This is a genomic window from Achromobacter sp. JUb104, assembly GCF_024806975.1.
Taxonomy (GTDB): Bacteria; Pseudomonadota; Gammaproteobacteria; order Burkholderiales; family Burkholderiaceae_B; genus Achromobacter; species Achromobacter spanius.
Map to the genome: position 1 here is coordinate 860,391 of NZ_JANUEY010000001.1, position 17,456 is coordinate 877,846.

General features: G+C 61.0%; 22 protein-coding genes. 17 read left to right on the forward strand and 5 right to left on the reverse strand.

What is annotated here, in order from left to right:
- The first annotated feature begins 2 nt into the window (after window positions 1–2).
- The 17 genes from M2361_RS03985 (at window position 3) to M2361_RS04065 (ending at window position 14,395) form a co-directional block, all read left to right on the forward strand.
- Complete coding sequence (locus M2361_RS03985; RefSeq protein WP_259246324.1) at window positions 3–422, forward strand: head-tail connector protein; 420 nt, start codon at window positions 3–5, stop codon at window positions 420–422.
- A complete protein-coding gene (locus tag M2361_RS03990; protein WP_259246325.1) occupies window positions 419–769 on the forward strand; it encodes a phage head closure protein in 351 nt (116 codons plus the stop codon). Before M2361_RS03985 ends, M2361_RS03990 begins: the two co-directional genes overlap by 4 nt.
- Window positions 762–1,259, forward strand: a complete 498-nt coding sequence (locus M2361_RS03995; RefSeq protein ID WP_259246326.1) for an HK97 gp10 family phage protein — start codon at window positions 762–764, stop codon at window positions 1,257–1,259. The genes M2361_RS03990 and M2361_RS03995 overlap by 8 nt, the downstream gene beginning before the upstream one ends.
- A complete protein-coding gene (locus M2361_RS04000) occupies window positions 1,249–1,608 on the forward strand; it encodes a DUF3168 domain-containing protein (protein WP_259246327.1) in 360 nt (119 codons plus the stop codon). Before M2361_RS03995 ends, M2361_RS04000 begins: the two co-directional genes overlap by 11 nt.
- A 63-nt stretch (window positions 1,609–1,671) precedes the next feature.
- Window positions 1,672–2,325 (forward strand): phage tail protein, encoded by a 654-nt coding sequence (locus tag M2361_RS04005; RefSeq protein WP_259246328.1) that lies wholly within the window; start codon window positions 1,672–1,674, stop codon window positions 2,323–2,325.
- A 3-nt stretch (window positions 2,326–2,328) separates the two neighbouring features.
- On the forward strand, window positions 2,329–2,640 hold the full coding sequence (locus M2361_RS04010) for a phage tail assembly chaperone (protein ID WP_259246330.1): 312 nt from the start codon (window positions 2,329–2,331) through the stop codon (window positions 2,638–2,640).
- Between the two features lie 8 nt (window positions 2,641–2,648).
- Window positions 2,649–2,954, forward strand: coding sequence for a DUF1799 domain-containing protein (locus M2361_RS04015; RefSeq protein WP_259246331.1), 306 nt, complete (start codon window positions 2,649–2,651; stop codon window positions 2,952–2,954).
- Window positions 2,955–2,956: 2 nt separating this feature from the next.
- On the forward strand, window positions 2,957–5,782 hold the full coding sequence (locus M2361_RS04020) for a phage tail tape measure protein (RefSeq protein WP_259246332.1): 2,826 nt from the start codon (window positions 2,957–2,959) through the stop codon (window positions 5,780–5,782).
- Window positions 5,779–6,276, forward strand: coding sequence for a hypothetical protein (locus tag M2361_RS04025; RefSeq protein WP_259246333.1), 498 nt, complete (start codon window positions 5,779–5,781; stop codon window positions 6,274–6,276). The genes M2361_RS04020 and M2361_RS04025 overlap by 4 nt, the downstream gene beginning before the upstream one ends.
- The gene (locus M2361_RS04030; RefSeq protein ID WP_259246334.1) at window positions 6,269–6,787 is read left to right on the forward strand and encodes a DUF1833 domain-containing protein; all 519 of its coding nucleotides are present in this window, start codon (window positions 6,269–6,271) and stop codon (window positions 6,785–6,787) included. Before M2361_RS04025 ends, M2361_RS04030 begins: the two co-directional genes overlap by 8 nt.
- Window positions 6,784–7,128, forward strand: coding sequence for a hypothetical protein (locus M2361_RS04035; protein WP_259246335.1), 345 nt, complete (start codon window positions 6,784–6,786; stop codon window positions 7,126–7,128). The genes M2361_RS04030 and M2361_RS04035 overlap by 4 nt, the downstream gene beginning before the upstream one ends.
- Entirely contained in the window at window positions 7,125–10,016 is a 2,892-nt protein-coding gene (locus M2361_RS04040) for a host specificity factor TipJ family phage tail protein (RefSeq protein ID WP_259246336.1), read from the forward strand. Before M2361_RS04035 ends, M2361_RS04040 begins: the two co-directional genes overlap by 4 nt.
- Before the next feature lie 60 nt (window positions 10,017–10,076).
- Window positions 10,077–11,999 (forward strand): SGNH/GDSL hydrolase family protein, encoded by a 1,923-nt coding sequence (locus tag M2361_RS04045; protein WP_259246337.1) that lies wholly within the window; start codon window positions 10,077–10,079, stop codon window positions 11,997–11,999.
- Window positions 12,000–12,002: 3 nt separating this feature from the next.
- Window positions 12,003–12,818, forward strand: coding sequence for a hypothetical protein (locus M2361_RS04050; protein ID WP_259246338.1), 816 nt, complete (start codon window positions 12,003–12,005; stop codon window positions 12,816–12,818).
- A 94-nt stretch (window positions 12,819–12,912) separates the two neighbouring features.
- Entirely contained in the window at window positions 12,913–13,356 is a 444-nt protein-coding gene (locus M2361_RS04055) for a hypothetical protein (RefSeq protein WP_259249232.1), read from the forward strand.
- 2 nt (window positions 13,357–13,358) lie between these two features.
- On the forward strand, window positions 13,359–13,859 hold the full coding sequence (locus M2361_RS04060) for a hypothetical protein (RefSeq protein ID WP_259246339.1): 501 nt from the start codon (window positions 13,359–13,361) through the stop codon (window positions 13,857–13,859).
- Window positions 13,856–14,395 (forward strand): DUF2514 domain-containing protein, encoded by a 540-nt coding sequence (locus tag M2361_RS04065; RefSeq protein WP_259246340.1) that lies wholly within the window; start codon window positions 13,856–13,858, stop codon window positions 14,393–14,395. The genes M2361_RS04060 and M2361_RS04065 overlap by 4 nt, the downstream gene beginning before the upstream one ends.
- On the opposite strand, the gene M2361_RS04070 is transcribed toward M2361_RS04065, so the two are convergent.
- The 5 genes from M2361_RS04070 to M2361_RS04085 all read right to left on the reverse strand — a co-directional run bounded on the left by M2361_RS04070 (window position 14,396) and on the right by M2361_RS04085 (window position 17,281).
- A complete protein-coding gene (locus tag M2361_RS04070) occupies window positions 14,396–14,572 on the reverse strand; it encodes a DUF3606 domain-containing protein (RefSeq protein ID WP_259246341.1) in 177 nt (58 codons plus the stop codon).
- 718 nt (window positions 14,573–15,290) lie between these two features.
- On the reverse strand, window positions 15,291–15,554 hold the full coding sequence (locus M2361_RS28990; protein ID WP_310508906.1) for a CrpP-related protein: 264 nt from the start codon (window positions 15,552–15,554) through the stop codon (window positions 15,291–15,293).
- A 97-nt stretch (window positions 15,555–15,651) separates the two neighbouring features.
- The gene (locus M2361_RS04075; protein WP_259246342.1) at window positions 15,652–15,960 is read right to left on the reverse strand and encodes a hypothetical protein; all 309 of its coding nucleotides are present in this window, start codon (window positions 15,958–15,960) and stop codon (window positions 15,652–15,654) included.
- 54 nt (window positions 15,961–16,014) lie between these two features.
- Window positions 16,015–16,680, reverse strand: coding sequence for an SOS response-associated peptidase (locus M2361_RS04080; RefSeq protein ID WP_259249233.1), 666 nt, complete (start codon window positions 16,678–16,680; stop codon window positions 16,015–16,017).
- Between the two features lie 364 nt (window positions 16,681–17,044).
- Entirely contained in the window at window positions 17,045–17,281 is a 237-nt protein-coding gene (locus M2361_RS04085; protein WP_259246343.1) for a toluene tolerance protein, read from the reverse strand.
- Between the last annotated feature and the right edge of the window lie 175 nt (window positions 17,282–17,456).

Genomic DNA, 17,456 nt, shown 5'->3' on the forward strand with positions numbered 1-17,456 from the left:
CCATGCTGCGCCTGATTACTGCCGCGTCGGTTGAACCCGTGAGCATGGCGCAGGTAAAGCGGCTTCTGCATATTGACCACGACGCACTGGACGAGGATATCCCCGGCGTCATTACCGCCGCGCGCGAACTGGTCGAACGCAGAACGGGCTTTGCATTGGCCGAGGCATCGTATGAATGGACGCCGGTCGGCGGCCGAGAGTCCCCGCTGCCTATCTGGCCCGGTGAAGCCACCAGCGAAGCCGGCGCTTTCCCGATTCTGTTCACAAGCAAGCCGGGGCCAGTGCCGGAGCCGTTAAAGCTCGCGATTGTCATGTTGGTGGGAGACATGCTTGAAAACCCCGAGGCTGCGGGCGAAAAGGTACTCCATGAGAACCCAGGATTCGCGCGCCTCGTCTTTCCCTACACGCGAGTATTGCCATGACGGCTCGAGAGCGGAATCGCCGAATTCTGGTGCAGCGCCGCTCCGGCGCGACTGATGAAGCGGGCCAGCCGCTGGATGACTGGAAGGAAGCAGGCTCGCTTTGGGCGGGCATCGCGAATGAAACCGGCCTCGGTGCTATTCGGTCCAGCTTGCAGGGCAACGTGTCGCCGTCAATCGCGCGTTACAGCTTCCTCGTGAGCTTCGATGCGGCCAAGGCGCTGGGTATTGATGAGGGAATGCGCGTCATTCACGACGGGACGATTTTCGAAGTCAAAGGTATCACCCGCGACTTCAGGGACCGAAAGAGGGCATTCCTGATCTGTGAGCAGGGGGGCAACGATGGCTAGCGGCATTCAGGCGAAGTTCGATAGCACCGGCTGGACGGCGGGCCTGGATCGTCTATTGGGACCGGCACGGGTCAGCCTGGCGCGCTCTATGGCTGTTGCGGGGGGCGAGGTGCTGCGCGATGAGGCCAAGACGCGGGTCAACACCCACAACGGGGTGCTGGCCGGGGCCATCTATCTGGCCTTCCGTGACAAGTATTCGACCGAAAAGGAAGTCCAGTACGCCGTCACCTGGAACAAGAGCAAGGCACCCCACGGGCACCTGGTGGAGTTCGGGCACTGGCAAATCTACGCGGTGATCCGCAAGCCGGATGGGAGCTATGTCACGGACAAGCGCCGCAGGCTGGCGACTCCGAAATGGGTGCCCGCTTATCCGTTCCTGCGGCCGGCATACGAGGCGGCCTCGGCACGGGCGCGTGCGGCAATGATCCAGCGGGGGCGCGAGCGGCTACCGCAATTGCTGGCGGGCCAGGGGGGCACCGATGGGCCTTGAAGCGAAGTTGAATGCGCTCCTGGGGCCTTTGGTGGCCGGACGCACTTACCCCGACGTTACGCCGGACAAGCCCGTGTTTCCGTTGATCGTTTACCAAGGCGCTGGCGGGAAAGATCAGTGGTACGTCGAGGGAAAACGACGCGAAAAGCGGCATCAGCGCGTGCAGTTTTACGTTTGGTCCGCAACCCGCGCCGAGGCGAACGCCATTGCCGACCAAATCGGCACTTTGCTTTGCGAAAGTGACTTTCCAGCCGTGGAACCCTACGGCGCGCACACCAGCCTCTACGAAGAGGCCATCAAGAAGTACGGCACCCGCCAGGATTTTGGTATCTGGTTTCTTCCCGCCTGATTTTTCCACCCTGCTTAAACACTAGACCCGGCCGCGCGCCGGGTTTTTCTTTTGAGGAAAGCCATGTCTTCCATTTTTATCAACGGCTCGCAATTCCGCTTTTCTACCGCGCTCGCAGCGGCAGTGGCGATCAGCGCCATCACGAACGGAGAGGACCCGGTCGCCTCTGTCGGAACCCCTCCAGAAGATGGCGACATCCTCGTGCTCGGCTCGGATTGGGCCGCGCTGAACGAGTCGGTATATCGCGCCATCGGTGCTACCGCTGACGGCTTCAAGATCGAAGGCGCCGACACCACGGCGCTACGGCTGTACCCAGCAGGCCGTGGCGCCGGTTCCTACCGCAAGGTGACCGACTGGGTGTCGCTAGACCAGATCACCGACGTGCAGATTACGGGCGGCGAACAACAGTTTCACACTTTCCAGTATGTGGAAGACCCGACGAAAAAGCAGCGTCAGAAGCCTACGGTCAAAACGCCGACGGTGCTGACCTACACCATTGACCATGACCGGAAGAAGGCCTGGTACAAGGCGCTGATCGTCGCGGATCGATTGGGCGAGCCCATCGTGCTGGAAACGATGTACCCGGATGGAAGTGTCACCTATTACTACGGTTATCCGTCCTTTCGCAAAGATCCGACTGGCGGCCAGAACGTCAACCTGCAGAACGGCTTCACGCTGTCGCTGAGCACTGACTCCGTGACCTACGACGAGGCGTAAACCATGACGTTCATCATTAAAGGGAATCCCGTCATTGAAGCTACGGTGACCATCACGGGCCAAGGCCGTACTCAGAAGTTGGAGTTGGCGTTTCGACATAAGACCGACGATGAGTATCGAGCGCTAATGGCGAAGGTCGAGAAGGGCAAGCTCACCTCGGGCGGGTTGTTGCTGGAACTGGTTGCCCGCTGGAATGCGGACATGCCGCTGGATGAGTCGGGTATTAACGCGCTGCGCCAGCACCAGCCGGGCGCCGACCTTGCCATCGTGCAGGCCTACAACAGGGCACTACAGGTCGAACTGGAAAAAAACTAAAGGCGGCGGTGGCGGCGTTCTATTGGGCGCCGCCTTCCGCCGATGCGCTCGCGCGAGCGGGAATCCGATCCAAGGCTGCACTTTTCAAGAGGCCGCCAATCGAGGTGTGGCCGGATCTTGCTGACGCCTTTGCGCTTTTCGTCCGCAATCAAACTCAATGGCGAGTCGGCTCCGGGGGGCCTATTGGGTTGGACTACACCGTGCTGTATGCCGATTTAAAGCTGTGCGGCTTTCGCAAAAAGCAGCAACGGCGGGTCATGGGCCAACTGCGAATAATTGAGCGTGCCGCCCTGGAATTTCTTCACAAGAGCTAAATATGGCACAGGAAAGCATTGGCACTGCGCGGCTCGACATCGTCGTCGATACCTCCCAGTTCGATAGTGCGATTGCGTCGGCCAAGCGCGGCACCAGCGACATGTCGCAGGCCGCGCAGGCGGACTACACCAAGCTGGCCGCTGCGGAGCGCCGCCGTGTTGACGCGCTGGTGAATCAGGCCAACATGATCGGGATGACCCGAAAGGAGCAGATCCTCTATAACGCGGCTCTGCGCGGTGTTCCGACTTCGATCCTGGATGAACTCAAGACCAAGCTGGCCGCGACTGGTACCGCAGCGGCCGGCGCCACGAAGCAGTTGAACCAGTACGGGGTTAGCGCAGCACAGCAGACGGCGGCCCTTCGCGGCGTGCCGGCGCAGTTGACCGATATCGTTGTGTCGCTTCAGGGCGGCCAACAGCCGCTTACCGTCTTGCTTCAGCAGGGCGGCCAGTTGAAAGATATGTTCGGAGGCATCGTTCCAGCAGCACGGGCGCTGGGCAGTACCCTTGCGCGCCTTGTGAGCCCCTGGACAATTGCGGCGACGGCAGTCGCAGCCTTTACGCTTGCCCTCTCGTCGGGCCGCGCCGAACAGGAACAGTTCACCAAGACTCTGATCCTGAGTGGTAATGCTGTCGGTCAGACGGCGGCGGGCATGTCGAACCTTGCTACGAGAATTGCCGATGTAGCTGGTTCGCGTGGGAAGGCGGTGGACGCGCTGAACCTCATCGCAGGCTCTGGCAAGATCGCCGGCCAGAACATGGAGGCTGTCGGCGTCGCTGCGGTGGCGATGAACCGCGCAACCGGCAAGGCCATCGCCGACACCGTGCAGGAATTCGAATCCCTGCGCGGCAAACCGGCCGAGGCGATCGCCGCTCTGAATGAGCAGCAGCATTTCCTGACGCTGGAGATCTACCAGCAGATCGCCAGCCTTGAGCGGCAAGGGCGCACGCAGGAAGCCGCCGCGCTTGCACAGCGCACATATGCGGACGCGGCGAAGCGGCAGGCCGAGGAGGTGCGGCAGAACCTGGGCACGCTGGAAACCGCCTGGGATGCGGTCAAGCAGGGGGCCAGCGGCGCCTGGGAGGCGATGAAGAGCCTGGGGCGCGCGCCGAGCTTTGATGACCTCACGAGCAAGCTACGCGCTGTCAATGCAGAGCTCGTGCAGATGCGCGCGAACGCGACCCCGCAAACGGACGAGTCGCAGGCGTTCTTCGGGGATGGTGGTCGCGGTGGGCGCCGGCGCGCTCGCCCGCTGGAGCGGGAGAGCAGCCGCCTGAATGCTGAAGCGTCAATGCTTCAGCAGCAGGCCGACCAAGCGGCGATCGTGGGCTGGCAGAAACGCCAGGAAGCCGAGAGGATAGCCGCCGCAGCCCGGTTGTCAGCTCTCGCCAAGGAAGCGGAGACCAACCGCCAGAAGCGCGAAAGGGAGATTGCGCAAGTCAAGAAGGACGCTGATCTCACGGGCGCGACCCTGGAGACGCAAAAGAAGCTGATCGACCAGATCAACGAGAAGTACAAGGACCCCGCCGTCAAGGCGAATACGGAAGACTCCGCAACTAAGCTGTTGCAGCAGTACCGCGAAGCTGAAGCGTCCCTTCAGACGCAGATTACAAGCGAGGGGAAGCTTGCGACGTGGGGGCAGAAGCGGGCCGAGTTTGAACAGCAGATTGCCGACCTGAAGGACAAGAAGGTTCTGACGGCAGATCAAAAGAGCCTGCTTGCTCAGCAGGACCTGCTGCGCCGCCAACTCGATCTGAACGTGGCGGCAGAAAAGGAGCTTCGCACCAAGCAGGAAACGGCCAAGGTTGATGCGCTGCGTGCCAGCCTTGCTTCGTCACGCGACCTTGAGCAGCAGCAGTACGTCGACCAGGTGGCCGGCGTGGGTCTGGGCGACCGTGCACAAGAGGAACTGCGTGCGCGGCAGGGGATCTTGCGGGACCACCAGCGCCAGCAGGCGCAGTTTGATCGCTCAATGGCGTCGGGACAGATCTCGCAGGAAACCTACCGGAGCGAGACGGCGCTCTTGCAAGAACACTTGGGTCTGCGGCTGTCCATGCAGCAGCAGTACTTCGATCAGGTGCGTAAGGCACAAGGGGACTGGAAGAACGGCGCCACGTCGGCGCTGGACAACTATCTGGACTCCGCCGCGAACGTGGCCGATCAGACCAAGGGCATGTTCTCCAGTGCTTTTCAGGGCATGGAGGATGCAATTGTCCGGTTCGCCACCACGGGGAAGCTGTCGTTCAAAGACTTTGCGACTTCAGTGCTCTCGGATCTGGCGCGAATTGCAACCCGGCAGGCGATTGTGGGCATGGTCGGCAGCATCGTCGGCGCCTTGGGTGGGGGAGCAGCGGGCATAGGAAGTGCAACAGCCGCTGATGTGGGTGCCGCTGGGGATGGACTTATGTTCCTTGACGGCGGTGGCTATACCGGGGATAAGCCACGCGATCAAATCACGGGCTTGGTGCATGGGCAGGAGTACGTATTGAATGCCGCTGCGACAGCGCGGATCGGTCGCGGCGCGCTTGACGCCATGAACGCAGGAGTCGGGTTGCCATTTGGGGGCTTTGAGGGCGGCTTTGTTGCTCCCTTGATGAGGTCTGCCCCGTCAGCCAGTGCAGGGCAACCACCACGGATAACCATCCATAACAACGGTACACCCCAAGAATATACGGCCGAACAGTTGACCCGTGACGATGTCGTGTTGATTGCGCGCGACCAGGTTTTTGCGCAGGGACCTCAAATGATCGAGTCGCAACTCGGTCGGCCCAATTCGAGGGGGGCGCGGGCTATGACGAAGAACTTCAAGACTGAGCGAAAGCGATGAGCAACTTTCCTGTAATGCCTTTTCGGCCGCTTCAGGCCGGCTATGGGCCGAACCTAGGTGATGGCTCGCAGCGTATCAGCCTGGAAGGCGGAAGTGGCCGCTATCGAGCCGGCGTGCAAGGCGCTCCGCACATGGTTCCCGTCACGTACGTTGTCTTCGGAGAGGAGTACGACGTGCTGATGGGATTCTGGCGAAACATGCGACGGCTGGGTGGCGGCCCATTTTATGCGGACTTGATCATCGACAGCAGCACCAGCCGAAGGTATGTCGCGCATTTCATGCCCGGGACGGCCCGGCCGGTGCCAATCGGCGGCAACGGTTGGACAGTAACGTTCCAACTGGAGGTTGACTCGCTGCCTGAGTTTGATGACGCCACCCTGGATTACTGGGGCTCGCTGGTGACCATGCTGTCGATATACGGCAGCGTTCCGGCGGCAAAGGAGATCCTGGACCTATTGTCGAAATTGGTGAACGAGGACTTGCCCTATGCTTGACGACAATGACGCCCAATACATCGACTTCTACTTCGGCGCGCCGCAGAGTACCGCCGAACTGGAAACTCTGGAAATAAGCCAGCCGGCCTTCTCGCAGGTTTGGCGGCTCCAGTCGCAGTATCGAGGGGGATTCTGGGCTCGCCTAGAGTCCGGCGAGCTAGTTTTCTGGCAGTACGTGCCCATGCGACTCAGGCAGTTGGACGACCGCGGCAACCTGGATTTCGGGATATCGGTCACGCTGGGGGATCTGGGCGAGATCCTACCTGACGAGATCGAGCGCGCGCGGCAGGCGGGCACACTGCGCACGTTTCCCCCTACAGTCCGGTACCGGGCCTACCGTTCGGATGACCTGGAAACGCCGATGGTTGGGCCCGTCACGCTACAGGCTCGCAAGATCGTCAGGAACCGCGACGGCGCGCAGTGCGACAGCATGGCGCCGCAGACGAACGTCACGAAGACCGGGATGCTGTATCGCACGGACCTGTTCCCGATGCTGCTGGGGTACCTATGAGCATCGACTTCCTGCTGTGCAGGGTCTACGACCGGAAGACCTACAACTGCCTGCACTTCGCTGCGGACGCTTGGGAGCATTTGACTGGCGACCGGCGGCTGCATCAGGTCACAGAAGAGGATTTTGCAGCCGGGCGGCTGTCGAGGTTGTTTCGCGGCATGCGCAAGCTGCTAGGCCCCTCGGTGCTGCCTTCCATCGCGCTCATGGAAACTCTTCACGGCGACGCCCATATCGCCGTGTGCGTGCGTGGGCGGTTGCTTCACATCAATGAATCGGGCGCTTCGTTCTTCCCGGTTGAGGCGCAGACGGCGCTGTATCGCAATATGAGGTTCTACGCATGACGACAGTTCACCTATACCGGGCTCCTGACGGGAAGCGCGAGACGTATCAGGTGGCGGACCTGCATGCGTTCCTGAAGGCGGAGTTGGGACCGCGCCTGCCGGCTGGCTGCCGCATCACTGACATGGCTACCGGGCGTTCCGTGCGGCCCGAGAGGCCGGCGGATATCACCGATCTGCGGGCACTTCCTGGCCCGTTCGTGGTAGAAGCTTATCCGCTGGGGCCGCAGTTCCTGCCTGCTCTGGCGGTGGCGCTAATCACGACCGCCGCATCCATGATCTTGACGTCCATCCTGGCACAGGATCCGCCGAACCAGACCGCTCGCAATGTACAGAAGGAATCGCCGAACAATGGTCTCTCGGAGCGCACCAACCAGGTGCGCGTCAATGGCCGGGTGCCTGACATTTATGGGCAGGTCCGATCAACCCCGGACTTGCTCGCACAACCCTACTTGGTGTTTGAGAACCATGTAGAAAAGGAAGTCTCGTACATGTGCGTCGGGCGCGGCGCCCACGAGGTGTACGACGTGCGCGACGACACCACGCTGATCGCGGAAATCCCTGGGGCATCGGTGGAGGTCTACGCGCCGTTCACGTCGGCGAACAGCGGCCATGCTCCGCAACTGCGGATTGGGAACGCGATCAATTTGGCGGTGACGACGGCAAAGCGTGCGAACAGCGTCAACGGGCAGTCCCTACAGCCGCAGGACTATGGCAGCGTAATCCGGCGCGGCATGGTGTTCAGGTCGCCGAACGAGATTGTGTCGCAGGATGCGGATCTAGACTTTTCCGAGCTGTTTATCCCTGGTGACGTGATCGCGGTGCAGAACGCCCGGCAGACGCAAGGGACGTTTACCTACACGCCTCCAGCAGGCGCCATTTTTCGGACCGATCCCTCGACGTCGCCGTCATGGGGTGAAGTTGACATCGTTGGGAACCACGCAGCCGAATGGTCGGAAGGCCAAATTCTCACGCTTTCTAACGGATACGTGACGTGGACCGACACCACGGGTGGGGACGGCGATTTCACGTATACCGCAAATAGCAACGTTACGGGCATCTATGGCGTGTTGAGTGTCAGCTACCTGCCTGGGACTGACGTGACGCGTTTGCGGATTGATGTGTCTCAAAACTCAGCGGCTTGGAATGCCTTTCGTACAGCCCCCACTGACGTGGAGGGGGCCCCCGCGCTCACAAGGCCGTCGGACATTGTTCAATTCGATCTGTCCGGAACCTATGCCGTGACCACTGTGACGTCTGCGTTGTTGACGTTGAACACCCCTTCCGCAGTAAATCCCAACTGGACTGTGATGCAAGAGAGCTACGGTGGTCAGTCGTCTGTGCTTAACCCGACGATCACCACCACCGGCGAGCGCTGGATCGGCTGGTTCATTGTGGAGAGCGTGCGGCCCATTACCCGCATCATTTCCAACGTGATCGCGCTAAATGGCCTGTACAAGGACAACGGCCGCCAGCAGTACCGCCGTGAAGTGACTTATCGCATAGAAGCCCAGCGCGTGGATGCCGCTGGCACGCCCTACGGGGATGTGTTGGCCTTCGAAAGGACCATTCTGGGGTCCGCAGTAACGCGCTCGGTTCGGGCGGATACGCTGGACGCTCAGCTCACGGGTGCGGCCAGCGCGCGCTGGCGGTTCCGGGCGCGGCGGTTGACGAATTCTGATACCGACTTTGAGGGGTCAGTGGTTGACGAAATCAAGTGGCGCGACCTGTATGCCTGCTCGTCGGTCGAGCAGGCGCACTTCGGCGATGTCACGACGGTGCAGTCTGTGACCCTGGCCACGGACGGCGCGCTGGCGGTCAAGGAACGCAAGCTGAACCTGCTGGTGACCCGCAAACTGCCGCAGCGGATTTCTGGCTCGACGTTCACGACCGAGCTCTACCCGACCACCAACGTGGCCGAGATCATTTCGGCGGTCTGCCTTGATCCACTCATCGGCAACCGCCCGCCGGCCGAAGTGGACTTTGACAATATCTATGCAACGGCGCAAGACATTCGCGATTACTTCGGTGTGGACGTGGCGCGCTTCGACTACACCATCGACAGCGACAACCTCAGTTTCGAGGAGACGCTTTCGATGATCGCGGAGGCGGTGTATTGCAGGGCCTATCGTCGCGGAAGCGTCATTCGGCTGTTCTTTGAGCGCGCCACCGAGGATTCAACCGTGCTGTTCTGCCACCGGAACAAGCTGCCAGGATCAGAGCAGCGCACCGAGGGAAGCGACGACGAGTATGACGGCGTCGAGTTTCAATGGATTGACCCGGCGAACGACGCGCCGGTCACGATCTACTTGCCGGCGGACAGGTCGGCCGTGAACCCGCTTCGCGTGGAGTCCGTGGGCGTGCGGATGGAAGCGCAAGCCACCATCCATGCCTACCGGCGGTGGAACAAGATCCGCTATCACGATGAATCCACGGAGTTCGATGGGCTGCCGGAGGCTAATCTGCTGCGCGTAAGTGAGCGGATCCTATGCGCCGACAATACGTTGGCGAGTAGCCAGGACGGCGACATCACGGACGTCGATGACGAAAACGGGCGCTTGGTGACCTTGTCCCAGCCGTTCGAATGGGGCGTCGGCCCTTACGTGATCTTCCTGCAAAACAGCGACGGCTTGGTCGAAAGCATGGGCGTAAGCCCTGGTGGTGCCGTGCGGCTGGCGCTGCTGGAGCGCCAGCCGCGCACGCCGATCGTTTGCCGAGGCGAGGGCTACAACGCAACTGGCTACATCATCACGGAGGCCAGCGATACGCGGGCCGCCAAGGCTTTCATCTTGACCGAGAAGGATGCTGCCAATGACGACGGAACCATTCCGCTGAAGGCGATTAACTACGACGCTAGGTACTACCAGAACGATTTCGATTTTCACGCATAGTTCTTGACCATCCCCAGACGAGCCCCGCCCAGTGCGGGGCTTTTTTACTGAGAGAGCCAAATGGCTGTATTTCTTACCAAGCAGGAATTGCTCAACGGCAGCGTGGATGCCGGTACGTTGGGCGAGTTTGCGAACGGTGCTGTGGGTGCGCCCAACATCAATCGCGCCGGCAGCGATGTCAAAAACCTGCATACGCTTCGTGTGGAAGCCCTGGACGCTGCCTCTGCTGCGGCGGACATCAAGACCTATCTGACGAAGGCGGCCATGCAGGCAGATATCGGTCGCCCCGTGCCCAGCACCGGACGAGTCACGAGCGATTCGACTCTTGAAAACAATGGCGACTATGTTTGGAATGGTGCGGACTGGGTATGGTCTGAAATCCAGCCCGCAAGCACGTTGGCGCTGCAAGGTGTGCGGGACCAGACTGAAGGAAACGCGGAGCGTGTTCAGTCGTTGGAGACACTGACGTCAGACCAGGCCAAACTGGGTATCGACGGGTGGGCGTTCGCGCACACGGATAAGAGCACTGGCAAACTGCTGTTCGGGATGGACCGAGACGCCAAACTACGCGCGACGGGCAGCTTGCAAGTGGACGGCAGTCTTCAGGCCAAAGGTGTAGCTGTGGCCGCGCCTACCGTGGGCGACTACCTGGAGGTAAACGTCGGAGAGGGGGACCGGGCAATCAGTTTCTGGACTCGGGGTGGCCAGCGCTGGCAAATGACTTCGGCCACGGACTTCAAAAAGATCTATGACCCCTCCTGGATCTCGGAATTGCAATTGGAGGTCGACGCGCTTGTTAGTGGCGCGGCCGTCGCGGAAAGCGGCCTGCAGGAGATGGTCCTGCGGTGCTCGAATGTTGCCCAGGACGTGAATGCACACCTGATCGGGGACAGTATCACGTGGGGTGTTGGCGCCTCCAATACCGGGCCATCCAGCCCTCGCGATCATCGGCTTACGGATCCTCGATCAAGCTTGGTGGCCACGTCTTGGGCAAACTTGCTGCGCTACTACCTTGGGCGTCGCTATCTGAACATCGCATTGGACGCCGAGCCCGTTGTAGAGGTAGCGCCTGGGGCTGCTGCCGGCGGCTCTGGGTCGTTTTCCCAGCTCCAAGTTGCAGGTTTTTCGGACGCATTTTTTATCGTCTTGCGTGATGGTGATGGAACGGCGATTCCGCGACAGACTGTGGCGACAGCCGAGCCAGCGGTGGCGGCGGCGGCTCTTGTTGTTCCGCCGGCTGGATACGTCGAGTTCGACTGCTTGGCCGAGAGCTTCGAATTGATCTATGGGATGGTCGCGGACGCGGCCACGCGACTGTTCACTGTGGCCGTGGACGGGGTCCGGGTCGCCGAGCAGGCATTCAACGATGCGGCGGAGTCATGGGGTAACGCGCTGGTGATCAGCATGCCCGCTTATCACCTATCCCGCGTGCGGATTACTAACACCTCCGGCGTGAGCCTGAACGTGGAAGGAATGCGGCGCAATAAAGTAATCCGAGTTGTGAACCAGGGCATAAGCGGCACATCCTCAGCGTCCTGGCTGCCGACACCCGCGACCGATCGCCTATTGCTCACGGAAGGGATTGCGCTGAGCGCGACGGACTTCATCATCGCTCTTGGGACGAATGACCGCGGGGCCTCCACGCCGCCTGCCAATACGACTTGGCATCAGAGCAACATGGCGCAGATTCTCAGGTGGTTGCAGACGAATCGACCCCATGCCACGGTCACCATGGTCGCCGGGTACGCGACCCTCGAGGAAGAGGGCAAGTTCTACACGCAGCGCGAGTTGGCGCGATGCCAACAGAACCTGGCGCGGCTGTTTGGAGTCAGCTTCTTGAACCTGTATCCGCAGATGCGGGATGCCCTCGACGCCGGACAGCAACTCTTTAGCGAGGCCGACCCGCTTCACCCCAACGAGGCAGGTCACAAACTGGTGTTCCAAATCATCAAGCAACACGCCGAACTCTTTAACGCGAGATAATTTATGACGTCCCTTATCACTCGCCATATTGGCGTTAATGCCCCGGCTACCGCGCCTGTCGTCGCTGTGTCGGACCTAGAGGTACAGGTGTCGCGCATCCCCAGCCTGAAGGCTTGGTGGCGCGCGGACACGATGTTCAACCCTGCTGCGGGCGATGGAGCTTGGCGCGACCGCGTGAACGATATCCCGCTCACATTGCGGCGCGCCGCTTGGCCCGTGCTGACTCCGGGCGGGCAAAACGGTAAGTCCTACCTCCAGTTCAATGCCGCCCTGGGCACGATCTTGAGTACGCCTGCGGACGCCGCTTTGTGGCCGCTTGGCCCGAGTCCTTGGACGTTTGGCTGGATCGGACAACCAAGCGGGGCGGCGCAGGCTGCAAACGAAGGGGTGTTCGGCAACGAGCAGGGCGGTGGAACTGGGTCGCTGGCATCGGCGATTTTCTATGTCGGCACCGAGGACAAGACGGTGTGGGTCCGGGAAGCTGGCGCCGCCGTGGTGACTGCGGCATCGGGTTACCCGGCCTCCGGAGGTCCGCATTTCATGCTTGCGGCTCGCCAGCCAAACGCCAACCCCGCTGCCAACCGCCTGAAGTTTTATGTGGATGGCGTAGAGGCTCCCACGAATGCGCCGGGAAACCCGATGAACACCAACAGCCGCATGCTCATTGGCGGCAATCTTAGCGCGGCTGGTTCTTCAGTGACCAACGCTGCATTCGGTGGCCGCCTCTACGACCTGTTTGTCTTTCATTCGGTGCTGACGGCAGAAGAACGGGCGATTTTGGCCGCCTATTCTGAAAGCCACTACGCGCTGCCTGCGTAGCGCCGGCCATAGATTCTTGCCCGCCACATTGGCGGGCGTTTTTTCGTCCAAACGGGAGGCAATCATGCGCACCGTCTACAGGAGCAGTGCAACTATGGAACCAGGTTCTACGGGGCTGGGAGGCCTCGCGGCTTTGAAGGTCGCGGCCGCGTATGGCGTGCCGGCAGCGGTTGCGGCCATGCTTGGCCTGCTCATCATGCCGCCGCGTTCGGCGCGGGAATTTACGGTGCGCACCATATCGACTGTGGCGTGTTCATTCCTGTTCGGCCCGGCTCTGGCTGGCGCGGTCATTGCGTGGAAGCCCGGCCTCATGGAGGCGATGACTTGGCTTGCGCACCACGGGGCAGGTAGCGATGACGCGCTACTGGCGAAGTTCTACGTGTTGGGGCCGAGCATGCTGTTGGCTGGGCTTCCTGCATGGTGGGTATTGGGGGCGTACATGCGATGGATGGCAAGCATGCGCCAGAAGGGGCTGCTTGAGTGGGTGGCCGAGGTCCGCGCGAAGATTCTGGGCGTGCGGCCTGGTGGGGAGGGGTGATTGTGGATCTGCAAACCGTTATCGAGACTGCAATCAAACCCGCGCTATCCCTACTGCCGGACCAGATGGACACGCCGGCCGCGCGCGTGATGCTGCTGGCCATCGGGTTGCAGGAAAGCCGGTTCGAACATCGCCGCCAACTCGTTGGCAACCCGCCGCGCCTTACTGGGCCAGCCAAGAGCTTCTGGCAGGCAGAGCAGGGTGGGGGCATGGTGCATGGCGTCCGCTTGCACCCTGCAACACACGCGGCAGCTGCGGCGCTGTATCAGGCGCGGGGTGTGCCTGCGCGCGATGCCGAAGTCTGGGATGCAATCGAGAACGACGATGTGCTGGCCGCTGGCCTGGCGCGTTTGCTTCTATGGAGCGATCCGGGCCGCCTGCCGGCTGTGGGTGACGCTGATTCCGCCTGGGCGTTGTACCTGCGCACCTGGCGCCCCGGTAAGCCGCACCCGCAGACTTGGCCGGACCTCTACCGCCAAGCTGTCGCCGAGGTGGCGCCATGAACGCGCTGGCTAAGCTGACAGGCGCATTAGTGGGCTGGAAGGGCTATGCCGTGGCCCTTGTGGTGGGCGCCATCGTTGCCGGTGGCGCGGCCTGGAAGGCGCAGGGCTGGCGGTACGACGCACAGTTGTCGGAACTGCGCCGGGAGAATGCGGAAGAACGGGCCGATCACGCCCAGGCCACTGTTGCAGCCGTCAACGCGGCTTTAGAAGAAGGAAAGCGGCGCATTGCCGCAGTGGAGAAATCTCGTGATGATGCAACGAAACAAGCCGCGGTCGCGGCGGCTGATGCTGCTGGTGCTCGCGCTGAGCGTGACGGGCTGCGCGCCCGCGCCTACACGTTGGCTCGCGCCGCAGTCGCCCGAGATCCCGCCGCTGCCGACGGAAGCCCGACAGGGGCGGCCGCCGTCGATTTGCTCGCCCACATGCTCGGCAGGGTTAGCGACCGAGCTGAAGAACTTGCGAGCATTGCAGACCGCGCCCGCATCGCAGGATTGACGTGCGAGGGGGCGTATGAAGGCGTGCGCGCCGCGCCGTAGCTATTTCTTAAGATGCTCTTTCACTGCCTCGACGGAGACGCCGACTGATTTCACCGCCTCTTTCAGTCGCTGTTCGCTCACGCCCAGTTCTTTGGTCCAGTAGCGCAGCTCGTGGTCTTCGTTCACGTTGATCCGAGCCCGGTCTTGTGGGCCTCGGTTCGTAAGATCGTCTGACATGCGAATCCTCCTTATAGGAACGGGCGGAGCAGCAAGCGGTGTTCCTGCGTATCAGTCGACGGGCCGCTTGTGGGCCACAGCTACGGCGATGCAGCCGTTCGGCAGTCGGTATTTGCCATCGCCTAGCCACATGACAGCCTCGCCTGATGGGAGGGTGCAAACGTACTGGTGGACCGACGCGCAATCAGGGCTGCGCTTTATAACTAGGCGCCTTTCTACCCGAAAGGTGGATCGATCGGGCAGCTTAACGATGACATCGGACAGGCGGGAGCCGGACGCCATAAATGTCTCCTTCTAAAGCTCGCGCGTCCGCATCGGGATGGATTTTGTAGGCCAACGGCCAGCGCGTTCTCCCGTGGCACTTCATTGTTAGCACCGCCCTAACAGTTCGGCATATCAGCCATGAGGTTGAGGGCCAAGCTAGCGCCAGGCTTTGGCAAGAAAAAGCGCCCCGTCGCTGGGGCGCCAGTCGGGCAGGGCCCGCCGTAGGCATTGAAATTGCTGCACACGCGCTCGGTGCGGAAATTGAAAGGTACGACCAATGCTACGAGACGAACTACTTGCAAAGATGATCGTTCAAACTTCCCCTGGTCGCAATTTTGACGACTGGGCTGACGTACTGACAGAGTTCGCAAACTGTGTCGTCGAAGTCAGCCCGAAATTGAGTCCGGACGAATGCGCTAGGTTGGTGGCAGTGGGGGCCTCGTTTTATCGAACGTTAGCTCGCGCCGAGGACTATCGGCGGACTTCGGTGTTGGGTGACTAAGCGGTGAGCCCGGCTCCTGACGGCAGACGGGCGGCTCCGCACCTCTTTGCGCCAACCGGCTTCCCATGCCTCCACTTTTTCTCGCCACTCGGCAATCGAGCCACCGCAGTGGCCTGGCATCTCCGAAGTGCGTAAATAAGGACAATCCAACAGGCTAAGACCCTCTCGGGCGGCTTGCGCGCCGAGCTTCTGGATGTCATCGCGTTGCATTGCCATTTCCTCCAAAAGAATGGTGATTGGAGAGGCCAGTATTGCCGACTTGGAATGACGTTCGCAATAGTGTTGCAAGACTACTTGAGAAGGGTCGGGCGCATCATTCGCCAATCCACTGCATCCACCAGCCTTGGTAGTAGCGTTTGCCGTCGATTTCTTCGAAGCCGCAGACCATCATGCCTCGGTCGGACGCGAACGTTAGCAGTTCCGGCTGGAGCAGGTCGGGAATGGGACTTTTCTTTGTGGCGCCGAACGTGGCGAGGCTGTCCATGGTCATGACGCGCACGTAGCGCTTCAAGTCATCGCGCATGATCGAGTACATGCGGACGGTGCCGGTGATGGTGGGGCCGGGATCGCGGTCGGGGCGCTTTTCGCCCAGGCAATGGGTGCGGGTGACGGTACAGAGCATCGTTTGCAGCCTAAATACTGTATAAAAAAACAGTATATTGCAGCAAAAACGGGGTCACTTCACCGGAGTTGCGACGAGCTTGTCGGAGGGGAAGGGGACCAGGAAGTCCCGGGTCGCCTCGGTCGGCGCGGTCAGCCAGTCGCCGTAGGCGCCTTCCGGCAGGATGACGACCATGCGCTTTTCCTTGCCGGCCTGGTGGTAATGCCGAAAGAGCGGGTCATCGTCCGCATTGATGGTCAGCATGGTGTAGCTCTCTTGCCATTGGCCGGCAGCATCGCGCCACCGGTCCCAAAGGCCCGCGATGCCGAGCGGCGCGCCATCAGCCCGTGTGAACCGGGTGGGCACTGCCGACCCGGAACGCCAGTCCGGTTCGAAGATGGCATCCGCCGGGATGATGCAGTGTTGTGCGCGACGCCATGCGTTGCTGAAGGTGAAGGACTTGGGGGCGGTCTCGCTGCGAGCGTTGAAGGTGGACAGCTTGCCGGCTTTGTCTAGCCCTTCGGGCTTGGTCATTGCGCTGATGAGACCCCAGCGGCCGGCCACGGCTTCGCGCTCCGGCACCGCCTCGTCGCCCGCGTCATGCTCCACGGGCCTGCGCACAAACACGCCCTGATACCTGGGCCACATGTCGTACTTGCCAACGGCGGACGGCTTTGTGGGCGCGCCGAACTTTTTGAGCAGCAATTCGGCGTCTTTCAGCGTCTGATAGTGGCTGCACATAGAACCCTCGCTATTGAACGCCCAGTATATGTGGTTGCCCATGGCGCTAAAATGGATGGCCACGCTACGGCGTCGTTGGCGAGCGATGCTGACGGACTGGGGAGTCGCTTCGGGACTGGAATTTGTCCACGACGAAGTTTGATCGAGTGGCCCCAAATTGGCCCCAAAATACCCGGAAAGCCGCGCCAATAATAGCTTTTCGAGTCCCCTCCTTCGCACCACTAATATGACAAAACCCCCTGGCTGTTGAGCCAGGGGGTTTTTTGTTTTTGGGCCAGCTTGGAGCTGGCCGCGGAACTGTCGCGAATCCTGCGGAGTAGGCGCGAATCCTGCGGAGCTGTCGCGAACCTCCGGATTCAGCCGGTCAGTTCTTGAACTTCACGCGGTCGCGCCGCTTTTCCGTGCGCTGCTCAACATCGCGGCCCAATTCCACATCCGACTGGATCGCCGCGTGCACCTTGGCGCGGGTGGCTTCAATGCGGTGGGCGCAGGCCCAGCCACGGCTGGCCGCCACTTCAAGCTTCTTATCCAGTTCCATATGACGACGACGCTTGTTCTCGGTCGACATATTGCTGAGTTCTTGATCGGTGATTAAGCGCATGGAAATCCTCTTTCGGCTTGTTGGGTGGAATTTCAGAATGCGCGTAGTTTGCCTGCTTGCAAAATTAATGCAAGTCATTGAAAAATAAAGAAAAAAACATATAAATTAATCGCGTTCCTTATACTTTTCTGGTGCTTTGGATACTTTTTCCCAGCGCACAAAAGCGTCGGGAAAC